Origin of the sequence: Rhizobium sp. 11_C7_N12_5 (assembly GCF_051811145.1) — a bacterium.
Lineage (GTDB): Bacteria > Pseudomonadota > Alphaproteobacteria > Rhizobiales > Rhizobiaceae > Rhizobium > Rhizobium lusitanum.
This window is the reverse complement of sequence record NZ_JBPWPY010000003.1, coordinates 478,447-497,878: the sequence shown is the minus strand read 5'-3', so window position 1 is coordinate 497,878 and position 19,432 is coordinate 478,447. Positions and strand designations below refer to the sequence as shown.

The 19,432-nt window shown below is 59.9% G+C and carries 22 protein-coding genes and 2 pseudogenes; 7 read left to right on the top strand and 17 right to left on the bottom strand.

Annotation, left to right across the window (positions count from 1 at the left end; genetic code table 11):
* Positions 1–68 precede the first annotated feature (68 nt).
* Both AB8B29_RS31675 and AB8B29_RS31670 read left to right on the top strand, forming a co-directional pair.
* Positions 69–392: an ArsR/SmtB family transcription factor gene (locus AB8B29_RS31675; protein WP_037198372.1), complete on the top strand. Its 324-nt coding sequence runs from the start codon at positions 69–71 to the stop codon at positions 390–392.
* 440 nt (positions 393–832) lie between these two features.
* Positions 833–1,600: an SDR family NAD(P)-dependent oxidoreductase gene (locus AB8B29_RS31670; protein ID WP_037198371.1), complete on the top strand. Its 768-nt coding sequence runs from the start codon at positions 833–835 to the stop codon at positions 1,598–1,600.
* A 144-nt stretch (positions 1,601–1,744) separates the two neighbouring features.
* Here AB8B29_RS31670 and AB8B29_RS31665 read toward each other — a convergent pair whose 3' ends face one another.
* Positions 1,745–2,359, bottom strand: a complete 615-nt coding sequence (locus AB8B29_RS31665) for a glutathione S-transferase family protein (protein WP_141694147.1) — start codon at positions 2,357–2,359, stop codon at positions 1,745–1,747.
* A 115-nt stretch (positions 2,360–2,474) separates the two neighbouring features.
* On the opposite strand from AB8B29_RS31665, the gene AB8B29_RS31660 reads away from it, so the two are divergent.
* On the top strand, positions 2,475–3,398 hold the full coding sequence (locus tag AB8B29_RS31660) for a LysR family transcriptional regulator (RefSeq protein WP_037198369.1): 924 nt from the start codon (positions 2,475–2,477) through the stop codon (positions 3,396–3,398).
* Between the two features lie 94 nt (positions 3,399–3,492).
* Here the strand turns inward: AB8B29_RS31660 and trbI are convergent, their stop codons facing one another.
* From trbI to AB8B29_RS31595, 13 genes and pseudogenes are all read right to left on the bottom strand, one after another.
* On the bottom strand, positions 3,493–4,815 hold the full coding sequence (gene trbI, locus AB8B29_RS31655) for an IncP-type conjugal transfer protein TrbI (RefSeq protein ID WP_037198367.1): 1,323 nt from the start codon (positions 4,813–4,815) through the stop codon (positions 3,493–3,495).
* Between the two features lie 11 nt (positions 4,816–4,826).
* Positions 4,827–5,306: a conjugal transfer protein TrbH gene (trbH, locus tag AB8B29_RS31650; RefSeq protein ID WP_037198365.1), complete on the bottom strand. Its 480-nt coding sequence runs from the start codon at positions 5,304–5,306 to the stop codon at positions 4,827–4,829.
* A complete protein-coding gene (trbG, locus tag AB8B29_RS31645; protein ID WP_037198460.1) occupies positions 5,306–6,160 on the bottom strand; it encodes a P-type conjugative transfer protein TrbG in 855 nt (284 codons plus the stop codon). Before trbG ends, trbH begins: the two co-directional genes overlap by 1 nt.
* 17 nt (positions 6,161–6,177) lie before the next feature.
* The gene (locus AB8B29_RS31640) at positions 6,178–6,840 is read right to left on the bottom strand and encodes a conjugal transfer protein TrbF (RefSeq protein ID WP_092576670.1); all 663 of its coding nucleotides are present in this window, start codon (positions 6,838–6,840) and stop codon (positions 6,178–6,180) included.
* A gap of 15 nt (positions 6,841–6,855) precedes the next feature.
* Positions 6,856–8,046, bottom strand: coding sequence for a P-type conjugative transfer protein TrbL (trbL, locus tag AB8B29_RS31635; RefSeq protein ID WP_092576667.1), 1,191 nt, complete (start codon positions 8,044–8,046; stop codon positions 6,856–6,858).
* Positions 8,040–8,267 (bottom strand): entry exclusion protein TrbK, encoded by a 228-nt coding sequence (gene trbK, locus AB8B29_RS31630; protein WP_037198361.1) that lies wholly within the window; start codon positions 8,265–8,267, stop codon positions 8,040–8,042. Before trbK ends, trbL begins: the two co-directional genes overlap by 7 nt.
* On the bottom strand, positions 8,264–9,073 hold the full coding sequence (gene trbJ, locus AB8B29_RS31625) for a P-type conjugative transfer protein TrbJ (RefSeq protein WP_037198359.1): 810 nt from the start codon (positions 9,071–9,073) through the stop codon (positions 8,264–8,266). Before trbJ ends, trbK begins: the two co-directional genes overlap by 4 nt.
* Positions 9,045–11,510: a conjugal transfer protein TrbE gene (locus tag AB8B29_RS31620; RefSeq protein ID WP_092576664.1), complete on the bottom strand. Its 2,466-nt coding sequence runs from the start codon at positions 11,508–11,510 to the stop codon at positions 9,045–9,047. Before AB8B29_RS31620 ends, trbJ begins: the two co-directional genes overlap by 29 nt.
* Before the next feature lie 11 nt (positions 11,511–11,521).
* A complete protein-coding gene (locus AB8B29_RS31615; protein ID WP_112440585.1) occupies positions 11,522–11,821 on the bottom strand; it encodes a conjugal transfer protein TrbD in 300 nt (99 codons plus the stop codon).
* Entirely contained in the window at positions 11,814–12,218 is a 405-nt protein-coding gene (gene trbC / locus AB8B29_RS31610; RefSeq protein ID WP_037198356.1) for a conjugal transfer pilin TrbC, read from the bottom strand. The genes AB8B29_RS31615 and trbC overlap by 8 nt, the downstream gene beginning before the upstream one ends.
* Entirely contained in the window at positions 12,208–13,179 is a 972-nt protein-coding gene (trbB, locus tag AB8B29_RS31605) for a P-type conjugative transfer ATPase TrbB (protein WP_037198355.1), read from the bottom strand. The genes trbC and trbB overlap by 11 nt, the downstream gene beginning before the upstream one ends.
* Positions 13,176–13,811, bottom strand: coding sequence for an acyl-homoserine-lactone synthase (locus tag AB8B29_RS31600; protein WP_037198354.1), 636 nt, complete (start codon positions 13,809–13,811; stop codon positions 13,176–13,178). Before AB8B29_RS31600 ends, trbB begins: the two co-directional genes overlap by 4 nt.
* A 394-nt stretch (positions 13,812–14,205) precedes the next feature.
* Positions 14,206–14,937, bottom strand: a pseudogene (locus AB8B29_RS31595) (IS1595 family transposase); the annotation flags it as partial.
* A 2-nt stretch (positions 14,938–14,939) separates the two neighbouring features.
* Between AB8B29_RS31595 and AB8B29_RS31590 the strand changes: the two are divergent.
* From AB8B29_RS31590 to AB8B29_RS31580, 3 genes and pseudogenes are all read left to right on the top strand, one after another.
* Positions 14,940–15,395: pseudogene (locus AB8B29_RS31590) on the top strand (type II toxin-antitoxin system HipA family toxin); the annotation flags it as partial.
* A 257-nt stretch (positions 15,396–15,652) separates the two neighbouring features.
* On the top strand, positions 15,653–16,066 hold the full coding sequence (locus tag AB8B29_RS31585) for a hypothetical protein (protein WP_037198351.1): 414 nt from the start codon (positions 15,653–15,655) through the stop codon (positions 16,064–16,066).
* Positions 16,067–16,206: 140 nt separating this feature from the next.
* Entirely contained in the window at positions 16,207–16,740 is a 534-nt protein-coding gene (locus AB8B29_RS31580) for a hypothetical protein (protein WP_141694146.1), read from the top strand.
* Positions 16,741–16,800: 60 nt separating this feature from the next.
* On the opposite strand, the gene AB8B29_RS31575 is transcribed toward AB8B29_RS31580, so the two are convergent.
* Together AB8B29_RS31575 and AB8B29_RS31570 are read right to left on the bottom strand one after the other, a co-directional pair.
* A complete protein-coding gene (locus AB8B29_RS31575; protein ID WP_425350040.1) occupies positions 16,801–17,145 on the bottom strand; it encodes a DUF736 family protein in 345 nt (114 codons plus the stop codon).
* Between the two features lie 497 nt (positions 17,146–17,642).
* Positions 17,643–17,882 (bottom strand): hypothetical protein, encoded by a 240-nt coding sequence (locus tag AB8B29_RS31570; RefSeq protein WP_037198349.1) that lies wholly within the window; start codon positions 17,880–17,882, stop codon positions 17,643–17,645.
* Positions 17,883–18,217: 335 nt separating this feature from the next.
* Between AB8B29_RS31570 and AB8B29_RS31565 the strand changes: the two genes are divergently transcribed.
* Complete coding sequence (locus AB8B29_RS31565) at positions 18,218–18,451, top strand: hypothetical protein (RefSeq protein ID WP_037198348.1); 234 nt, start codon at positions 18,218–18,220, stop codon at positions 18,449–18,451.
* A gap of 83 nt (positions 18,452–18,534) precedes the next feature.
* Here the strand turns inward: AB8B29_RS31565 and AB8B29_RS31560 are convergent, their stop codons facing one another.
* Positions 18,535–19,362: an AraC family transcriptional regulator gene (locus AB8B29_RS31560; protein WP_037198346.1), complete on the bottom strand. Its 828-nt coding sequence runs from the start codon at positions 19,360–19,362 to the stop codon at positions 18,535–18,537.
* Positions 19,363–19,432: the final 70 nt, after the last annotated feature.

Genomic DNA, 19,432 nt, shown 5'->3' with positions numbered 1-19,432 from the left:
GGTGACGGCTCGCTGTCAAGTAGTCCAACAACTATTGAATTAGATGGCGAAGGTCTTTAATATGAGGCATGGCCAAGGAAATCTATCACCCCACCATCGAGCAGATCGACCTTTCGGCAGTGCTGGACGCAATGAGCGACCCGACACGACGCGATATCGTGCTGCGACTTGCTGCGTTGGGCGAAGAGAATTGTTCGGCTTTCTTGGATTTAGGTTCAAAGACCAATCTGACTTATCATTACGGTCGATTGCGCGAAGCCGGGATTACGTCGACGAGGGTCGAAGGGACGCAGAGACTGATTTCACTTCGTCTGGACGATCTTGAGACAAAGTTTCCAGGTCTTATGGCCGCCATTATCTTCGCTGCACACCCGAGCGAATCGCAGGACTGAAGAGGGATCAGGCGGTGCTTGAGTGTAGTCCACCTGACAACGAATAACGCCAATCTCGCAGAACGCGCAGTCGGCACACTTGCCATTGCCGTCGGATCGCATGGTCCATCCTGCAGGACAGGGTCGCCGGAAAACGTCATATACTGACACGATATATGATGAAGTCGTATCCCCAGGCGTCAGTCTTCCCGGCCGCCATTCCTCTTCGGAATAATCTGTAGTCGTACGACCGACCTACAGGCACGCGATCCACAGCATCATTTTTAACTCCGTGACCAGTTAACTCACGGAGTTCTCGCGTGACCTAAGCTCACCATCCCCACGACGATCGACGCTTTCATGGCGGGCGCCGAGTGGCCAAGCTCGCTGCAAAAGCTGCTTGATTCCCGCCACCTTTCACTGACTCCAAACGATAAATATCATTCAGGAAACATCATCCCATGTCTAAACCTCTTGCAAACAAGCTTGCCCTCGTCACCGGTTCCTCGCGCGGTATTGGAGCTGCCGTTGCGGCGCGTCTCGCTGCCGATGGCGCATCGGTCATCGTCCACTATGCCAACAATGCCGGCCGAGCCGAGGACGTCGTGAAGGAAATCCGTGAGGCTGGCGGCGAGGCTGAAGCCGTTGGCGCAAACCTCAGCACGATCGAAGGCACCCAGAGTTTGATCGCGTCCATCGACCAGGCTTTTGGCGGAAAGTTTTCTGGTCGTCTCGACATCCTCGTTAACAACGCAGGCACTGTCGAATACGGCCCATTCTTGGAGTCCTCTGACCAGTCGTACGACAACCACTTTAACGTCAACATCCGCGCTCCGATCGCACTTGCCAAGGATGCTGGAAAGCGCATGGCAAAAACCGGTTGGGGTCGCATCATTAACGTGGCATCGGCCTTCGGTGAAGCCGCGCCGCTGCCTGGCGTCACGCTTTATATCGCGACAAAGTTTGCGTTGCACGGCTTTACCCGGGGCTTGTCACGCGAACTCGGCCCGCTGGGTATCACCGTTAATGGTGTCCAGCCTGGCCCAATCGACACCGAGCTTAGCCCGAACCCGGGCGATCCGGCTTACGATACCATGGTTAAACTCACCAGCGTTGGTCGTTTCGGCAAAGCAACCGAAATTGCCGCCGCCGTCGCCTATCTGGCCCATCCGGATGCCGCCTTCACCAACGGCGAAAACCTCACCGTCGATGGCGGTTGGAACGCCTGATCCGGACCCAAACAAACTCCTGCCCGCCGCGCTAGCGGCGGGCAAAGCGCGCTTATTTGGCTTACAGACGAAAAAAAATGCGCTGGTAGTCCGGCACGTTTCCCTCCTGTTCTGCTCGTCGTCATTCCTTTGAAATGAGGGTATTCACCTTCTCGATTGCTGCAACAACGGCCGGGCGGACCGATATTTCCTCATACATTGTTGGATGTTCGAGAAATCGGCCAGTTCGATCATGGCGAACTCGCGCCGCCACAGCCAGCCGAAATGCGTAATATCGGCGATCGTGTAGTCATCGCCAGCGACGAAAGCCGATCTGGCCAGAATGCCGTCCAACACTTTCAGTACGCGCATTGCTTCATTGCGGAAACGCTCGATCGCGAAGGGGACTTGTTCAGGCGCTTGCCGCTGAAAGAAGCCCGCCTGACCAAAGGCCGGACCGACACAGGTCGTGTGAAAGAATAGCTGTTCAAACACTCGGAAGCGGTTGACGCCGGCCCTGGGCAGCAGGCGGTCCGTTTTCTCCGCGAGGTAGATCAAGATCGCCGCCGACTCAGTCAGAACGATACGTTCGCCGTTAGGGCCGTCCGAATCGATGAGCACAGGCACTTTCGCGTTCGGATTAATCGCCAGGAAATTGTCGCTTCGTTGTTCACCCTTTCGGACGTTGACGGGATTTAGGATATATTCCAAACCAAGCTCTTCGAGTGCGATTGGCACTCGAACGCTATTGGGTGTGGCGAATGCGTAAACTTCGATCATGATCTTCTTCTCGATACATTTGGGGGTTGCCATCCGGCATAACGATCCAGAGAAGAGCCATTCCCTCCACGTTGCGGTAGGCCGTCCGCGGTGATAGTGATCATTCCCTAGGAGAATGGCCACGGATCGATTGACGGCAATGGAAGCGTTTGTCCGGGTGATCGATACGGGCTCTTTCTCGGCTGCGGCGCGCCAGCTCCACATCGGGCAGCCCGCAATTTCCAAAACCATTGCCCAGCTGGAAGATCGACTTGGGGTCAAGCTGGTTCTTCGCTCCAACAAAGGGCTGACACCGACCGAGGCGGGCCAGAATTTCTACGACCGGGCACGCCGTGCGATCGAGGAAGCCGATGAAGCAGACCTTGCGGCCCGCGGCGCCGGCGCAGCCCTGACCGGCCGCCTCCGCGTGTGCGTCGCCGTCACCTTTGGTCGATTGCATGTGATTCCGATCCTTCCTGAATTTCTCGAACACCATCCTGCACTGGAAATCGAGATCATCATGGATGATCGCAGTGTCGATTTGGTCGAGGAAGGAATCGACGTCGCGATACGAATGGGGTCCATGAGAGATTCCACGCTGACTGCCCGAAAGATCGGCGAGTGTCAGCGCCTTGCCATGGGGACTCCGGCCTACTTTGAACGGTGGGGCGAACCTCAGGAACCGAAAGATCTCACGCGCCATCAGGCCACATCCCTGACGCAACCCAATCTTGGCGTCCTCTGGAAGTTTCGACAGGGAAGTACAGAGATAGCCGTCACGGTTGGCAGCCGCGTTCGGGTCACGGCCGGGGAAGGTGTTAGAGAGGCTGTCCTTGCTGGGTTGGGCCTAACCGTCAGTTCGGAATGGATGTTTGCGCCGGAGTTGAAGAGTGGTGCAGTACGACCCGCTCTCACCGACTGGCAGCTTCCAACCCTCGATCTTTGGGCTGTTTTCCCGACGGGAAGACGCACAAGCATGAAGGCCCGCATGCTCGCGGATTTCGTGGAAGCCCAGCTCGCGGCGAAGGTAGGCTTGACGAAAGCCTCCCAACCTCTCTGAATATATCAATTCTTCCAGATGCAAATTCTCATTTGCGCTTGAACCAACTCGAACCTGCGTCTCCTACGAGAATTGTTTCGGCTGCTACCCGCGGTCAGCCTCTGTATGCGACCGGAAAAATAATGTCCTGATCCACAAGGACATTGAACTTGTAGCCCGGGCGAATTTCGAGGGTCGGTTGAACATCCATGTTCCGTTGTATGGTCCGGTCTGCTACCCGGCCGAACGTCTCGGCGAAATTCCGCCGCGTAGCGTCGGAGGCAGTGTCCTGGGTCGCGAGCGTCGAGCTCTGCGGCACGGCCATGTCTATACCCGTCCCGACCAGCGCGATCAGCGCGGCCGAGCCAAAGGTTTTCAGATAATGGTTGTTCACTTTGTCGTTGAAACCGCCATAGCCTTCCGCATCGGTACCCGACATCCCGCCGATCTGCAAAGTCGAGCCATTCGGGAAGATGATGTCTGTCCAGACAACGAGAACACGTTTCTGTCCGAAGGACACCTTGCTGTCATACCGACCGAAGAGCTTCGTACCTTGCGGAATTAACAACCGATATCCTGTGGCGCTGTCGTAGACATTCTGGCTCACCTGTGCCGTGATCCGGCCGGGAAGATCGGAGTTGATCCCGGTGATCAGTGTCGCCGGAATGACCGAACCTCGCTTCAGCTCTAAGGGCGATTGTTGAGACACGACACGGTTCGGCAGGTAGCCAAGTTCTTTCAGGTCGGCGTTGAAGAAGTCTTCCTTCGAGCTTTGTCCATTGGGATCGACGTTTTGATCGCCGAGCCCTGCGCGCAACGCGGCCGCGTAGAGATCGGACGCGCCGCTCGGTTTTGTCGATGTCGTTGCGGCCCTTTCTGCCTTGCCCGCGGTCGCATCGTTCGTTTCAGCGCGCCCTTCCAACTTGCCGCGGTCGATGGCAAGCGGCGCGTCATAGGCCGCATTGTTCGCCTGCAAGCGAGCCATGCGCTGGCGCTGCTGCTCCCGCAGAACCTGTTCTTGTTGTTCGCGCTGAAGGCGGGCACGCCAAACGCCTTCCGCTTCGAGCTCCTGATCGCGCTGCTGCACTTCGCGTTGCCCTGGCTGCGGCGTAAAGGGATTGGCCGCCTTCTCTTCGGCCTGTTTCGTCTCGACCGGCGCCGGCTGGAACGTCGTCTGCTGCTGTGGCTCGCCAATGATGCCGTCGGTGACACCTCGCTTGATCTGGTCGGCATAGGTCGAAGCCGGACTGCCCGAACTGGTGTCGGGGCCGCTATTCTTGCCGAAGTAAAGCCCGCGCGAGGCAAGCCCAAAGAAGATGATGCCAAGAAAGGCAACGAACAGCACGATCACGACCATGACCGGCACGCGGTTCACCCGCTTGATGCCCGATGTAGCCTGACCATTCGCGGCGCCGCCGAGCTTGAGAGACTGCACCATGATGATCTCCCTCATCCGCGCCGCATGAGCGACAGCGCGCTGGCGGGCGTGGCGCCCGATGTCGTCACTGTGTACGCCCGACCCAGTTCGACCGTGCTGGTCGAGAGCCGTGCGAGCACCTGGCCGTCATAGGGCATGATCATATAGGCGAGCGAAATGATGGGCGCGCCGCTATCCGTCTTCTGATCGGTTACAACCGCATAACCCCATCCCTTCAATGCCGCTTCAAGCGCCTGTCCGAACGCAGAACCATCTTGTTTGAGCGCAACGGTCGCCTTTCCCTGTCCGATCTGTTCGGCAAGCCGGCTGACCATATCGCCGGCGATCGCGCCCGCGGCTGGTCCGGAAACCTCAGGCGGTGCTGCGCTGTTGACGAGAGCGCCACCATCCATTGACTGACATCCGGAAAGGAGGATGGCTACGACGCACGCCGCGGCAGGGCAGCGGAAGCGGCGGAGGCGGTTCGGGCTGTAGCGAAAGAGGTTCAGCATCACCGCCCTCCCCTCGTGATCGTCACCTTCTGCTGTTTCCAGCCGACGCCCGAGACAAGGACAGCACGATCAATATTGTAATCGACCACCATCATGTTGCTCTTCATGCGATAGTTGACGATGCGGTTCTGGCCGCCGGAGACAACGAAGAGAACAGGTGCATCCTGACCGGAAATCGATCGCGGAAACTGGATGTAGGTTTTCTGCCCATCCGAGTAGACCCGCGTCGGCCGCCAGCCGGCACTGCCCGAGACGGAATAGGCAAAGCTCAATTGCTCGGCGGGAACCCCAGCGCCGGGTATCGTGCTGGCTTCCAGCCGCGCGTTGACGTCGGCAAGCTTTGCCGAGACGTCCTCCGGATATTCGAAACCGACGCGCGCCATGTACTGCGTGGGATTCGATTTCAGCTGGATGTGATAGGTCCGCCGCGACGTCGTCACGACCATCGACGTGATCAAACCTGGTTCCGACGGCTTGACGATCAGGTGGATCGCCTGCCCACCGGCCGCACCCGAGGTAGCCGGCTCCACCTTCCAGCGTACCGTGTCGCCGACAAGCACATCGCGAACGACCTCGCCACCCTGAAGCTCGATGTCGCAGACCTGCAACGGCGAGCAGACGACGGACGGCTGCACTTCGCCATAGAGGAAGACCACCTTTCCATCCGCGCCTTTCGTGACAAGGCCGCGGCTTCCGCGCCACTGTGTCGAGATGCCCATCCCCTTCGCCTCGTTCGCCGTGACGCCATCGGCGGCACGTGCGTGGGAGGTAGGGAGTGCTATCATCGGGAAAATCATCGGCACGGCTGCGCTCGCAGCCAGGGTGGCCCATATTCTGGAATGTCTTATGTTCATGTTGGGAGCCATGCCTTTCAAAGCTGCGCGGTCCAGTCGAAGTCCCGGAGATAGAGACCGATGGGATTGAAGCGGATGACGCCCTCGTCCTGAGGCGGCGTCAGTGTCACGGTGGCAATGCCGCGGAAGCGGCGCGTGGCGGTCTCCTTGCCGCGGCGATCCCGCTCGAACTCTGTCCAGTCGATCTGGTAGCTCTGGTTCGATAGAGCGACGATGTTGTTGACCTCGATCGCCACCGTTGCGGTCTTCGCCTTCTCGAAGGGCGAGTTCGAACGAAACCAGGCATTGACCTTCTCGGTCGCGGGATCGGAGGTGCGGAGCAGCCCATAGGTCCGGTCGATATACTGCTTCTGCACGACCGCATCCGGCGTGACGGATCGGAAGTTCGACACGAAGCTGCCGAGTGTCGCGCGCACCACCCGTGGATCGGCATATTCGATCTGCTGTGGAAGGCCCGCATTAACCGCGGTGCCGAGCTTGTCGACTTCGACGATATAAGGGATCAGCTTGACTTGAGTGCTCTGGTAGAGCGCGTAACCAAAACCGACGACCGCCATGGTCATTCCGGCAATGCCGACGACGCGCCACGCGGCTGCCGCTTTGACATACGTGCCATAACGCTCGTTCCATTCGTTGCGCGCGGCGATGTAGGGATTATCTGGAACATTCTGTCCGGCCATTCTGTCAGCCTTCTGTCACTTGACGTCGTTGATCGGCGGTGGCGGAGGCGGTGTGCCCGGCCGGCCAGATGGCTGATCGAGCTTGGCGTTGGCAAGGCCGAGCATCGACCCGGCATAGGCGCCGGGCGAGCCAATCGCCTTTTCCTTTGCTGCCGAGCCGACTGCGCCGGCCGCTCCGCCAATCCCGGCCTGCATGCCGCGCAGCGCCGCACTGGCCAGAGACGCGCCCCCTGCCCTTGCGGCACTCGCGGCCCCGAAGCCTCTGTTGGCCGCACCGATCGTCAGGAACCCGGCGCCGAGTGCCGCTGACGCCGCCTGCCCGCCATGACGAATGGCTTCCATGCCGCCGCCGACCGATGCGCCCTGGACCACGCCCTGCAGGATGGGCGGCACATACATTGCGATGACGAAGACAACGACCGAGATGCCGGCGATCGCCAGCGTCGTGATGAACTGCTCGGAGGTCGCGGTTGGCGCCTCCGCCAGACCGAGCAGGATGTCCGAGCCGATCTTGGCGATCATCACCAGCGCCATCAGCTTCATGCCGACGGAGAAGGCATAGACCAGATATTTGATTGCAAAGTCCTTGGTATAAGAAGAACCGCCCAGCCCGAGCATGATCATGCCAGCGAGCAGGCCGACATACATCTCGACCATGACCGCCACGAAGATCGCTGCTACCAGCGAGAACGACACGACGACCACGACCATGGCGAAAACGGCAGCGATCGCCAGGGAGTTATCCTCGAAGAGCCCGAACTTCGCCTGTTCCGACATCTTGGTCGCGACCCGGATGCCGGCATCAAAGATGTTGGCGGGAGATGCCGAGCCGCCACCGGCACCGATCTGGTAGAGACTGTCGACCACGGCCTTGGCGAACTCCGGCCCCCTGTCGAGGATGAAGGCGAACAGGCCGATGAACATGATGCGTTTGACGAGTTCAGCGAACCAACTGTCGAGCGAAGCGGCGTTGATCGCCAGCCATACGGTAGCGATGCCGACCTCGATGCCGGCGAGTATCCAGAACAACGAGCGGGCGGCATTCATCACCGTCGTCTCCCAGCCCTTGGCGGCGGTCACGACGGAATTTTCGAGTGTGGTGAGAACCTGACCCTGTTGTGCCAGAGCCGGCGTGGTCACCAGCAGGACGAGCGCGATTGGTACGAACATCCGTTCGAGCGTGCGGGAAGAGGGAACGGCTACCATCGCGGTTTCATCTCCTGCCCTTCGCGAATGTCTCGGCTCGCGTCTCCACCGAAGAGCTCTTCACGATGTCGGCGCCGGTCTTCATCGGAGGGAGAGCCTGTCGCGATCGCGTCAGATCCGGAAACGGGCTCCGGCCGAAACACGATCCAGGTGATGACACTCGCACCCCCCGCGCAAACGATCGCTACAAGGGCGATAATGACGATCAGACGCGTGCTCACCAGCGGGGCTCCATGGTCTGGCCGCCTCTGATATCGCGCTCCGTTCCGCTGAAGAATTGTTCGCGCCGCGCTTGTGCCAGATCTTTCTGTGCCTGTTCTGACTGGAACCACGTGCCCATCATCGTCATCTGCTGGGAGACGAGACCCCGCAGCTTCTGCATCTGGGCGACCTGCTGTGCGGCAATTTCGTGCCCGACCTGAAGGGCCTTCATCTGGCCATCGGCCGATTCCGACATCGATCTGAGCTGCGACATCGTGCTCTCCTCACTGGAAAATTGCTCGGCCGTCAGATTTGCGGCCTTGAGCGTGCCGGCGATGGTGTCGCGATTGGTGTCGGACCAGCTCTGATAGGTCGTCGAGAAGCTCGCGCCGTCCGGCAGGTTGCTCTTCATGTCGGCAAAGCTCTGGAAGCGCTGCTTGAGGACATCGTCGACATTGCCCATGGAGAAGGCGACGCCCTGTCCCTGGTTGACGACGTTCTGGAGGTTTTTCAGATCGCTTTCGACCTGGCCCCAGATGTGGTTTGGAAGCTGCGCGGTGTTCTGCAGCATGTTCTTGTAGATGTTGAGCTGGTTCTGGATCTGCTCGGCCAACTGCGAGATCTGGGTGATCTGGTTGTTCACCTGCTCAGCGGACTTGCCGACGAGCGAGATCAGTTCGGTATTGTTGGCGAGCTGTGTCCATTCGGTTGCCTGTCCCGTCACGCCGCCGGCCTCAGCTGGAAGCGGGAAAGGGGCCGAGAGCGTGAGGGCCACGCCGAGCGCGGCGTGCCATATCCTATTCATTTGGGAAGAGCGTATTGGCATGGGCGATCCCCCGTTGCTGGAGCCAATGGAGAGGCCAGGAGGCCCCATGTTCAAGATGCAGGGCGCGGATGCGCTTGAGGTCTTCCTTTCCGGACGCTCCCACAATGGAGAGCGCGACGGGGCCGAGCGCCATGTCGAACAGACGGCGCCCCTCGGGCGAGACGACGTAATAGTCGCGCTTCGGGATCGCGGTCGCGACGATCTCAATCTGCCGCTCGTTGAAGCCGATGCGCTCGTAGAACTCGCGCGTGCCCGGTTCGCGGGCGGCCCCGTTCGGGAGACAAATTTTGGTTGGGCAGGATTCCTTCAGCACATCGATGATGCCGGAGCGTTCCGCGTCCGAGATCGACTGGGTGGCGAGCACCACGGCGCAATTGGCCTTGCGCAGGACCTTCAGCCATTCTCGGATCTTGTCCCGGAACACCGGATGGCCGAGCATGAGCCAGGCCTCATCGAGGATGATCAGGCTGGGTGCACCGGTCAGGCGTTTTTCGATGCGTCGGAAGAGATAGGTCAGCACAGGCACGAGATTGCGCTCGCCCATGTTCATCAATTCCTCGATCTCGAAGCACTGGAAGGCGCCGAGCGCCAGACCGTCCTCCTCGGCATCAAGAAGCTGCCCCATCGGACCATCGACGGTGTAGTGATGCAGGGCGTCCTTGATCTCGCGCATCTGTACGCCGGAGACAAAGTCGGAGAGTGAGCGACCGCGCGACTCCTCCATCAGCCCGATCTGTCGGGAGATAGCGTTGCGGTAGTCCGGTGTGATCGTCACACCCTGCAGCGCCACCAGCATCTCGATCCACTCGGAGGCGAAAGCACGGTCGCCGTCGGTCGAGAGTTCCGCCAGCGGGCAGAAAGAGAGCGCCCTCGCCTTGCCATTGGGCGACGGACTGTCGCCGCCGATCTGGTAGTGGTCGCCGTCCAACCCGAGTGTCAGCGGCAGCATCGAGCCCCCTTTGTCGAAAGCGAAGATCTGCGCACCGGCGTAGCGTCGGAACTGCGCTGCGATCAATGAGAGCAGCGTTGATTTGCCGGAGCCGGTCGGGCCGAAGATCAGCGTGTGGCCGACATCGTCGACATGCAGGTTCAGCCGGAAGGGTGATGACCCACTGGCGACCTGCATCAACGGAGGCGATCCAGCTGGGTGGAATGGGCAAGGTGCGGTCGGGCTTCCCGACCAGACCGAATTGAGCGGGATGAGGTCGGCGAGATTGCGCGTGTTGATCAATGGTTCACGGATGTTGGCATAGGACACGCCCGGTAGGCTGCCGAGAAACGCATCGGTCGCGTTGATCGTCTCGATCCGTGCGCCAAAACCTTCTGCCTGGATCAGGCGGCGAACAGCCTCACACTTCTCCTGTAGGCTTGGCTGGTCTTCATCGAAGAGAACAATGACCGGGGTGTAATAGCCGTAGGCCGCGAGTTGCGATGAAGCCTCGGCGATCGCATCCTCGGTCTCTGCAACCATCAGCATGGCGTCCTGGTCGAGCGACCGCGACTGCGTCTGAAACAATTGGTCGAAGAAGGGTCTAACTTTCTGCTGCCACTTCTTGCGCGTGCGCTCGAGCTTGGCCCTCGCCTCCTCGGCGTCAAGGAAGATGAAGCGGGACGACCAGCGATACGTGAGCGGCATCAGGTCAAGACTGTTGAGTATTCCCGGCCAGCTCTCTGCCGGCAGGCCATCGATCGCCACCACGCCGAGAAACCGGTTCTCGACCAGTGGCGTCAGTCCGTGCTGCAGTTCGGCCGTCACCAGCCAGTCGAGATACATGGGGATATCAGGCAGGCGCACCGGATGGTTCTCACCAGTGATACAAAAACGGATGAACTGGAAGAGCTCATCGTATCGGGCGACACGGAACCCACCGCGATCTGAGGTTTCCCGCGTCATCATCCGACGGATCGAGACGACATTGGCAAGGTATTGCTCGACCTCACGGATCGAGGTCAGGAAGCTTTGCAACATCGTGTCGGCATAGGTCGCGGAACGGCTCGCCGCATCCGAATAGACATACCGCGTCAGGCCGGAGCGCCGCGGCTCCGGCGGCCGCCAGGTCAGGATCAAAGCATGGCGGCTCTCGAAATGCCCCCTTTCCTTCTGGAAGTGCATGCGTCGCTCGTCATCGATGGCGCGGGTGACTGGATCGGGGAAGTGCGATTCAGCCTCATCAGGGTAATCACCGGTCGGCACGCGCACGGCCTCGACCTGGATCATCCAGCCGGAACCAAGCCGCGACAGGATGGCATTGATTTGCCGCGACACCTCGTTACGCTCGGCGTCGGTCGAACTTTCGCTGTCGGGGCCGGCAAAATACCAGCCGGCCATGAGCGAGCCGTCCTTCAGGAGAATGACGCCGTTGTCGACCAGCCCGGCATAGGGAACGAGATCAGCAAAGGACGGTCCGGAATGGCGGAAAGATTTGAGGGCAACCATGCCATACCCCCTCAATACCTGCGCCACGGCGACGATGTCGCGCGGTAGAACGTCTTGTAGGAGATATGCCGGACATAGACTCGTCGCATCAGCGGATCGGCCTTGGCCATTGATCGAAGGGCCGCGACCGTGATCAGCCAGACCGCGACGCCGAACAGCGCTGCGTACCAGGTCAGGACCACGAAGATCAGGATGACGGCGGCAAGCGCCGTCAGCAAGACAAGCTCGCGATCGGCGCCCATCAACAGGTTGGGGCGCGACAGCGCCCGGTGTACCCGCGACCGGATGAGGTTGGAACCGGCTTCAGCCACGCCCCTCCTCCCCTGCGGTGGCCGGCGTCATCGTGGGCTCGGTCATGCTGCGCCCAGCCTGCGAATGAGCCTCGCCGATCGACGCGCCGGTTGCGCCGAACAGAGCGACGATCTGAGTAGCGCCGAGGAGAACGCCGCCGACCAGGGCGACATAGCAAAGGCGACGGGCAAAATCGTTGAGTTCCCCGCCGAAGATCAGCATGGCACCGGCGATCGCGACTGCCGCAAGCGCAATGAATCCCGCGACGGGTCCGGTGATCGACTGCTGGATCTGCTGCAGTGGTGATTCCCACGGAAGGCCGCCACCTCCTGAGGACGCCAATGCGGGCTCCGAAAGGTTAAAGGAGACGGCGGCGAACATAATGGCTGCGAGAATGAGATAGGTCTTACGCGACATGGCTGTCCTCATCGGTCTGGGCATAGTGTTCGGTCTGGTAGTGGTTGTTGCGGTATCCCTCGATGTGGATCACCTCGCGGACCCGCCTCCCCTTCCCCGTCCGCTCGATGGAGACGACGAGATCGACCGCCTCACCGATCACCTCCTGCATCGGCTGCTGGCTGGCCTCGGCGGTCAGTTGCTCGAGCCGACGCAGCGCCGACATCGCGGTGTTGGAATGGATCGTGGTGACCCCGCCAGGATGACCCGTGTTCCATGCCTTCAGCAATGTGAGAGCCGCGCCGTCGCGGACCTCACCGACGATGATGCGATCAGGCCTGAGACGCATCGTGCTCTTTAGGAGGCGAGCCATATCCACCGTATCGCTGGTATGCAGGCATACTGCGTTTTCGGCCGCGCACTGGATTTCGGCGGTATCTTCGAGGATCACCATGCGATCGTCGGGTGCAGCCGAAACGATCTCTGCGATGATTGCGTCAGCGAGCGTGGTCTTACCCGAGCCAGTGCCGCCGGAAATGACGATGTTCATGCGGGCGTCAATGGCACTGCGGATGGCCGATGCCTGTTCTTGTGTCATCACCTTCGAGGTCACGTAGTCGTCGAGCGGGACGAGTCGCGAGGCGCGGCGCCGGATCGTGAAGGCAGGTCCGGATACGACCGGCGGGAGCAGACCCTCGAACCGATGGCCACCGATGGGTAGCTCGCCCGAGATGATCGGACGCTCGTCATCTGCCTCCGACTGCAACGCATGGGCGACGCTGCCGATGACGACTTCCGCAGCCGCTGGTGTCATGACCCCGGCTTCGGCTACGCCGTGACCGAGACGTTCGATGAACAGTCGGCCGTCAGGATTGAGCATAATCTCGACGACTGTCGCGTCGTCGAGGGCGACGCAGAGCTGGTCGCCAAGGGCGTCCTGGAGTTTGCGGACAAGTCTAGTATGGGAACGAAGCTGAGTCACGCTGCGCTCCTGACCGAGTGATTATCAGTGCGCGAGAGAACAGACCGATAGTTCGCCGGGCGGACCTGTTCGAAGCTCTCCTGGTCCGCTGGAAGTGTGCCGGCAATGGCGACGGTATTGCCAATCGCCACGGGTTCACCCAACCGCGCCATCGGCCATCCCGCCCGGTTCAGGATGCGCTCAAAGCGCAGATCGGTGGCGGTAGCGATCTTGTCGTAGCCGTTCGCCATCGACCATTCGATGATTCCGGCGAACATGGTAAGTGTTGCAAGGTGGAGCTGCCCCCCTCCCCTACCCGCGGGCAAAGTCGTATCGACGCAGAAGCGGGAACTCTCGATCATCGCACTGGTCGCATTGAGCGAACCTTCCGCCAGGAGCTGCGGAAATGTCAGTTCGAGCATGGTCGGGCCGACTGCGGGAAGGAGGCGTGCACATCCGACCACATTGCCGCCGGAGATGGCGAGGATGTAGGTCGGATCGAGGTCGTCGTATTGATCCCGCTCGTCACCGTCCACGATGGTGACGTCCCATTCGAGCCGCCCGCCAAATATGTCGGCGCGCAGCCGATACATCTGCTTCAGAAGAATTTGATGCTCGACAAATCGGTCGGGCGAGATCGCAAGAACCTGCATCCTTATCTCCGGGTAAACTTCGTCTGGCGGGATCAAGATCACCACAAACCACGATTGGCCATCTGCAGATCTGCAGAGGCCGATTCTCGTGAGTCGGGGAGCCGTGGTGGAAATCGAGCCAACATGGGTGTGCAAAACCGGCCGGATTCTCTGCAGATCTGCAGTTTCCCCTGCATTTGCCTCTTGGGTTAATTCTGCCTAACTGTCAGTAACACTTCGCAGATTCGGCAGAGGTGCGCCGGTCGGGGTATTGTCGGTAACCCCTTGTTAACCTTATTTTCCTTGCCACGGTTTGGGAATCGGGCGATTGTCACGATAATTGGATCAAATCCTGAAAATTATCGTGACTAAAGGGGTCAGAACAAGAGCAGTCCGAAATCGTACGCGGTGTTTATCAACCAAAGACAGCCACGGCAGATTTGATGGTGATGCCTCCGCTATGACTACGGCGCATTTGGCGGCCGGTAGCAGCACGGAAAACTCGCATTAATTGCAGTGCAGGAGGTACTCGTGACCAAAGGATCTTCTTGCTTTCCTTGCCGCTTCGGCTTTTCCGGACCGCTTGGCCGGTAACAACGCGCTGGGACCATCTGAAGCCGATTTCATGGAAATACAGGTCGGCAAGTTCTGGGCTGATGTGGTGAAAGACGCCTGCAATGGTTCGCCGGACCCGTGCATTAAACCCCTCGGCTGAATTGACGTGGACGGCATCCCGGACATATTCGCGGCTGGAGTGGTTGACCGTCTCGTGTGCGGCAAAGCTTTCGCCTATGGCAACGAATGCCTTTGCCTCGTCACTCATCAAATGCGCTCGAAGTTCAATTTGTGTTGCAACCGCTCGAACGGCAGCACGCAACGAAAGGCCGGTGACGACAGCCGCACAGGCATCGCCGGCACTTGAACCGGAGATGATATCTGTCGGTCGTTGCACGATCGCCATGACCGGCGTCTTCTCCGTCTTTACCTGTCCCTTGCGGCCCGTTCCGGGTAGTGGATTATCGGGATGCTTTCTCGGTCTGCCACCAAGATAGAAATGGTCGACTTCCACCGTGCCGTCGAGCATGTGCTCGCGCGCCACCATGAGGCGCAACGCATGACCGATCCGCCAGGCCGTCGGTTGGCTAACCCGATGCAGCCTTCCAGCTTGCGCGTGACAATGACTGGCTTGACGAAAGGCGTGCTGCTGAACGTTTCCTCAAACGGAAACCAGCGGGCGCCATCACCGTTACCAACCAGGCCGCACTTGATCTGATCGTGGCCTGGCACGGGGCACCGATCGGCAATCTGGCGCATGATGGCTTGGAATGGCGATGGAAGGCGTCCGATCCGGATGGTCCGCCGCTTGTGGGCCAGATCACGCCCGGCAGATTACCGCCCTTCATTGAAGCGCTCGTCCCCGAAGGCTGGCTCAACAGGGTGCTGAACAGCCCCGACGAGCGAGCGGAACTGTGCATCGGTAAGCGGTATCTGTCGAACATCACAATTGTGGAGCGGGTAAGCGAATTGGCTGCCTTGCCGGCCGATATTCTGCTCACAAGGCTGAACAGCTTCGCGGCAAATCACCTGTTCACAGGCAACCCCGCAGCTGTGCCAACGAGGTGGGTCGCAACGACAGGCGGCAACTGGGACTCATGTTAGTCGGAGAGGAATGACGGTACAGCCGCTCTTCAGTCAGACATGCCTCATCGAGCCCGCGTTGGACCGGTCCCTCGTCGCGCAGTGAAAGGAATCGCACGTTGCGGCACCTCAAGCACCGATTGCACGCGAAAACACGGCTCCCCGCATTGACTTTAATTCGCAACGAATCAAAAGCTTGGCCCGCCTGACAGAGGAGAACACTGATGGCCGACGAAAACACAATTGAAACAACTGCGACCACCGAAGCGCCGGCCGCAGTCCCCGCCGAAAAGAAAACCCGCAAGCCGCGGACGCCGAAAGCTGTCGCTGAAGCCAGCACCGTCGATGCTACCGCTGCGCCTGTCGAAAAGCCGGGCAAGAAGACGCGTGCGAAGCGTGGCTCCAAGACGGCTCCGGTCAAGGCCGAGAAGGCAGCTGCCGCACCGAAAACGGCCGCCACTCGCAAGCCCCGCGTTGGTGCTGCTGCTTCCGCTCTGGTCGCCACCCCTGTGGGCGGCATTGACGATATCGCCGACCTCATCAGGCTTGAGGAAGAGAATAAGCAGCTTCGTAAGGAGCTCTCCGAAAAGCTGCGCGCCGAGAATGCAGATCTGCGCAAGCGTCTTGGCAAGGCCTGATTTTCGTTTTGGCGGCGTCGCGCGTTCACACGTGATGGCGCCGCTGATCTTTCGTCTGATAGGGCCAGGATGAATGCGGTCCTGCTGACAATGAATGACCGCGGCAATGTCCCGCCGCCACGCTTTGAAGGTTACATGTGATGAGAACACCATGGAGATTTGTGGCTGACCTGGTGTCGCGTAGACCGAAACCACATAGTCAAGACGAAAGCCCCGCAGCCGCACCCAAGACCATTGCTCTCGAATACAAACCTGCCCCCGAAGAGAAACATCCGGGTCCCGAGACAACCGCCGTTGATCTCGTCCCAGCGACGCTAGTCGAAGAGACTTCACCCGCGCCGCACTCCGACCCAGAACCTGCGACCGCCGTCGGCGAAACAGCGCCTCCGATTGAAGAAGACGTTCCTGTTTCCACGCGAACCAAAACTGCTGAGGCGCTGGTGAAGCCAGTGCCGACACGCAGAAAGAAGGTTGCGCCGATTTTGGAGCCGGTGGTCTCCGTCGACCAAACCGGCGACGTCGTGCATGCTGTCGCTGCGGCCCCAAAATCATTCATCGACGAAATGGCCGACCTCGACGCAGAGGTCGACGCGTTGCGACGTCAGCTTGCAGAGAAGCTCATCGAGCAGAACGCGCAATTGCGCAAGATGCTCGCCAGGTTCGACGTGCGCTAATCGCAGACCGCCATTCCCGACGGGGAAAGGCTCCGCCCGAGGTGGAGCCCGTAATCTTCATCAATCCCGGTTCGGGCGGGACCAGATGAGCTGGAGGCCATCTTCGCCTTCGACTTCGGCGAGCGCTGCGTAGATCGGAGCCGGGAAGCTCGGATCGTCAAGCTCGACCGAGAGATAGTCGCGGCCTTGCTCGGAGGTCTTCTGCCAGGCGGCGCCCAGCTCGACGCTGCCGGCGTAGACGCGGAACTGTGGGCCCTTGTCTGAGGAGTTCTCCACCCGGGCGATGCAGGCCTTGACGTTGAGGGCGAGAGTGCGAATGGAGCCGGTGAAGCCGTTTCCGCCATCCGTTTCCGGTGCGACTACCGGCGGCTGCACGATTCCGACGGCCTTGATCGTGGCCAGCATCAGCGCATCGGCCTGCGGCGACGACTTCGACTGGCGCATCCGGTCGGGGTTTTCTTTGAGCGCGCGTGGGTCAACCTTCATGATCTGCATGGGATTTGTCCTTGTCTAGAGGGTTCGGACCGGCGCCTTGCCGGCCCTTCCTGTCTTCATCTTTCCGAAGACACCTCCCGGACCGCCGAGCGGCAGGACTGCCGCAACTGCAGCTGAGCATCCCTGCTGTGCAGGACGAGCGGGGCTAACAGCCCTGCGAAGGACAAGCAGCCGGGATGACGCAGGCGGCGGTTGAGCGACAGCGCCGGCAGGAGGACCGATCTGCGACGGGTTCATCCTTCCTGCTTTTTTTGATCATCACTTATCAGTTCGAGCCGGAACTCGAAGACGATAGAATGCTGGCGGAAAGCAATTTTTTGAGGATGCGACTAGGTTCGGCGCCCCAGTAGGGCCAGCGCGTCAGCCATCATGCGCTTCAAGATCAGTTTCCTGCTTTCCGGTGCGGCTCAGGCAGCTTCGGGGATAGCGACAGCAGTGGGCGATGGATTGATGGTTTCGGACGGCGAGACCGGGAGAGGCTCTTCGACCACTGCGGCAACAACGAAGTGCGTGATCGTTGTTTCATCCGATTTTACCGCGACGGTGACCTGTCCTCCGGAGCGGAGGCGGTCGACGCCCGTTTGAGCGGCCTCCTGCTCATCTTGAGCTTCGACAAGCGATGTCTGCGTCACCAGAAAAAATGGCATGTGTTCCCACGGAGTGTTTGACTACAGATCTCATCCGCAAAGCGGTTGCGGTCAAGATGCAGCACCTCGTTTGCGGTCGCCTCCGACACAAAAAAGGCGCTCGACCCGTGAGGGGAGCGCCTTCTTTTGTATCCCGGGACAATATCAAACGCCGCGGCGATTGCAGCGAGCAGGATATCGTCCGCACAGGAAGTGACCCCCAGATATTGTTGACGAAGAAGAATTTCAAGTCGTGATCTAGGGTCAGGGCTGATTGATTGAGCCAGAAGATGAAGCTTGCAGCGAAGGCAATTGCCGAGAGGAAGGTGTGAGCGCGTCGATCGTATCGGGTATGGATGGCACTGGATCGGGCCGGCTTGGGCATCGCGGATCTTGACGTGATCGAGTCCGGCGAGGACTTTGCCGCAAAGGCGTGCGCCGTCGCCCGCGAACTGACGCTCCATCCCGAACGAGTGAACCCGAACGGGAGCAGCATTCCGGCGGATACGCCGCGATCTGGGAGCGCTTATAAACGAGTCGCGCTTCTCGGCTTGCGCACGCTAGGCCAAGTCCGCGAAGACCACTGCTAAGCGCCCGTTGGCTGGCGTCCTCAGGCTTTAGGCAGAAAGTAAACTTAGGATTGTCGCCGCCGATACCTCGGATGGGCAACATCTCACGCGCGCTCAGCGCTCAAAAGCCGATCGGCAAAATAGCGCGATGGCGTGGTCCCAAGCGCCTTCCTGAACATGACGATGAAGGCCGTCGTTGATTCGTACCCTAAGTCGCCTGCCACCTGTTGGACTGTTGCACCGCCGGCAAGTTCCCGCAGCGCGATGACGAGATGTAGCTGGCGCCGCCAACGGCCGAAGCTCAATCCTGTCTGTTGGATCATAAGCCTCTTCAACGATCGCTCACTGACGGCGACATGCTCAGCCCATTGGCCGAGGGTACGGCGGTCGCTCGGGTCTGCCAAAAGAGCCGCAGCGATCAAGGCGATCTTTGGATGGTCAGATATAGGTAGTTCCAGGCCCTCACGCGGCATTAGCGCGAGCTCATCGAGCATGACCCGCACGAGACGATCGACATGAGCGTCGCGCGCATCGCCTTCTGATAATTCCGCTACCCGGAGTATCATCTCCCGAAGCATCGGCGATACCGAAAGCGTGCAGCATTCAGCCGGAAGCATGGCCGCGCCGGGCTCGACAAACAGGTATGTTAGACGAGCATTGGACGTCACCTGATTGCTGTGAGGAACGCCACCGGGCACCCAAAATCCGCAGTCGGGAGGAACGATCCAGACCCCACTTTCCGCTCTGCAGGTAACCGCGCCATGGAGCGCCACGATCAGTTGACCCTGCCGGTGCTGGTGCAGCAGCCCCTCGGCTTCATAGTCGGCGAAGTCCATCCTGATTGCCATCGCCGGCCCATGCGAGAGGCTCAGATCGCAAGCGGTACTGCAGGGAGGTCGCTTATTCGACGATTGGCCCGATTTCGAGATCATATGGCATTATCTCCAATTTTGCTCGCGACGCAATCCTTTAGGATCTTGGTCAAACAACTATAGGAGATTA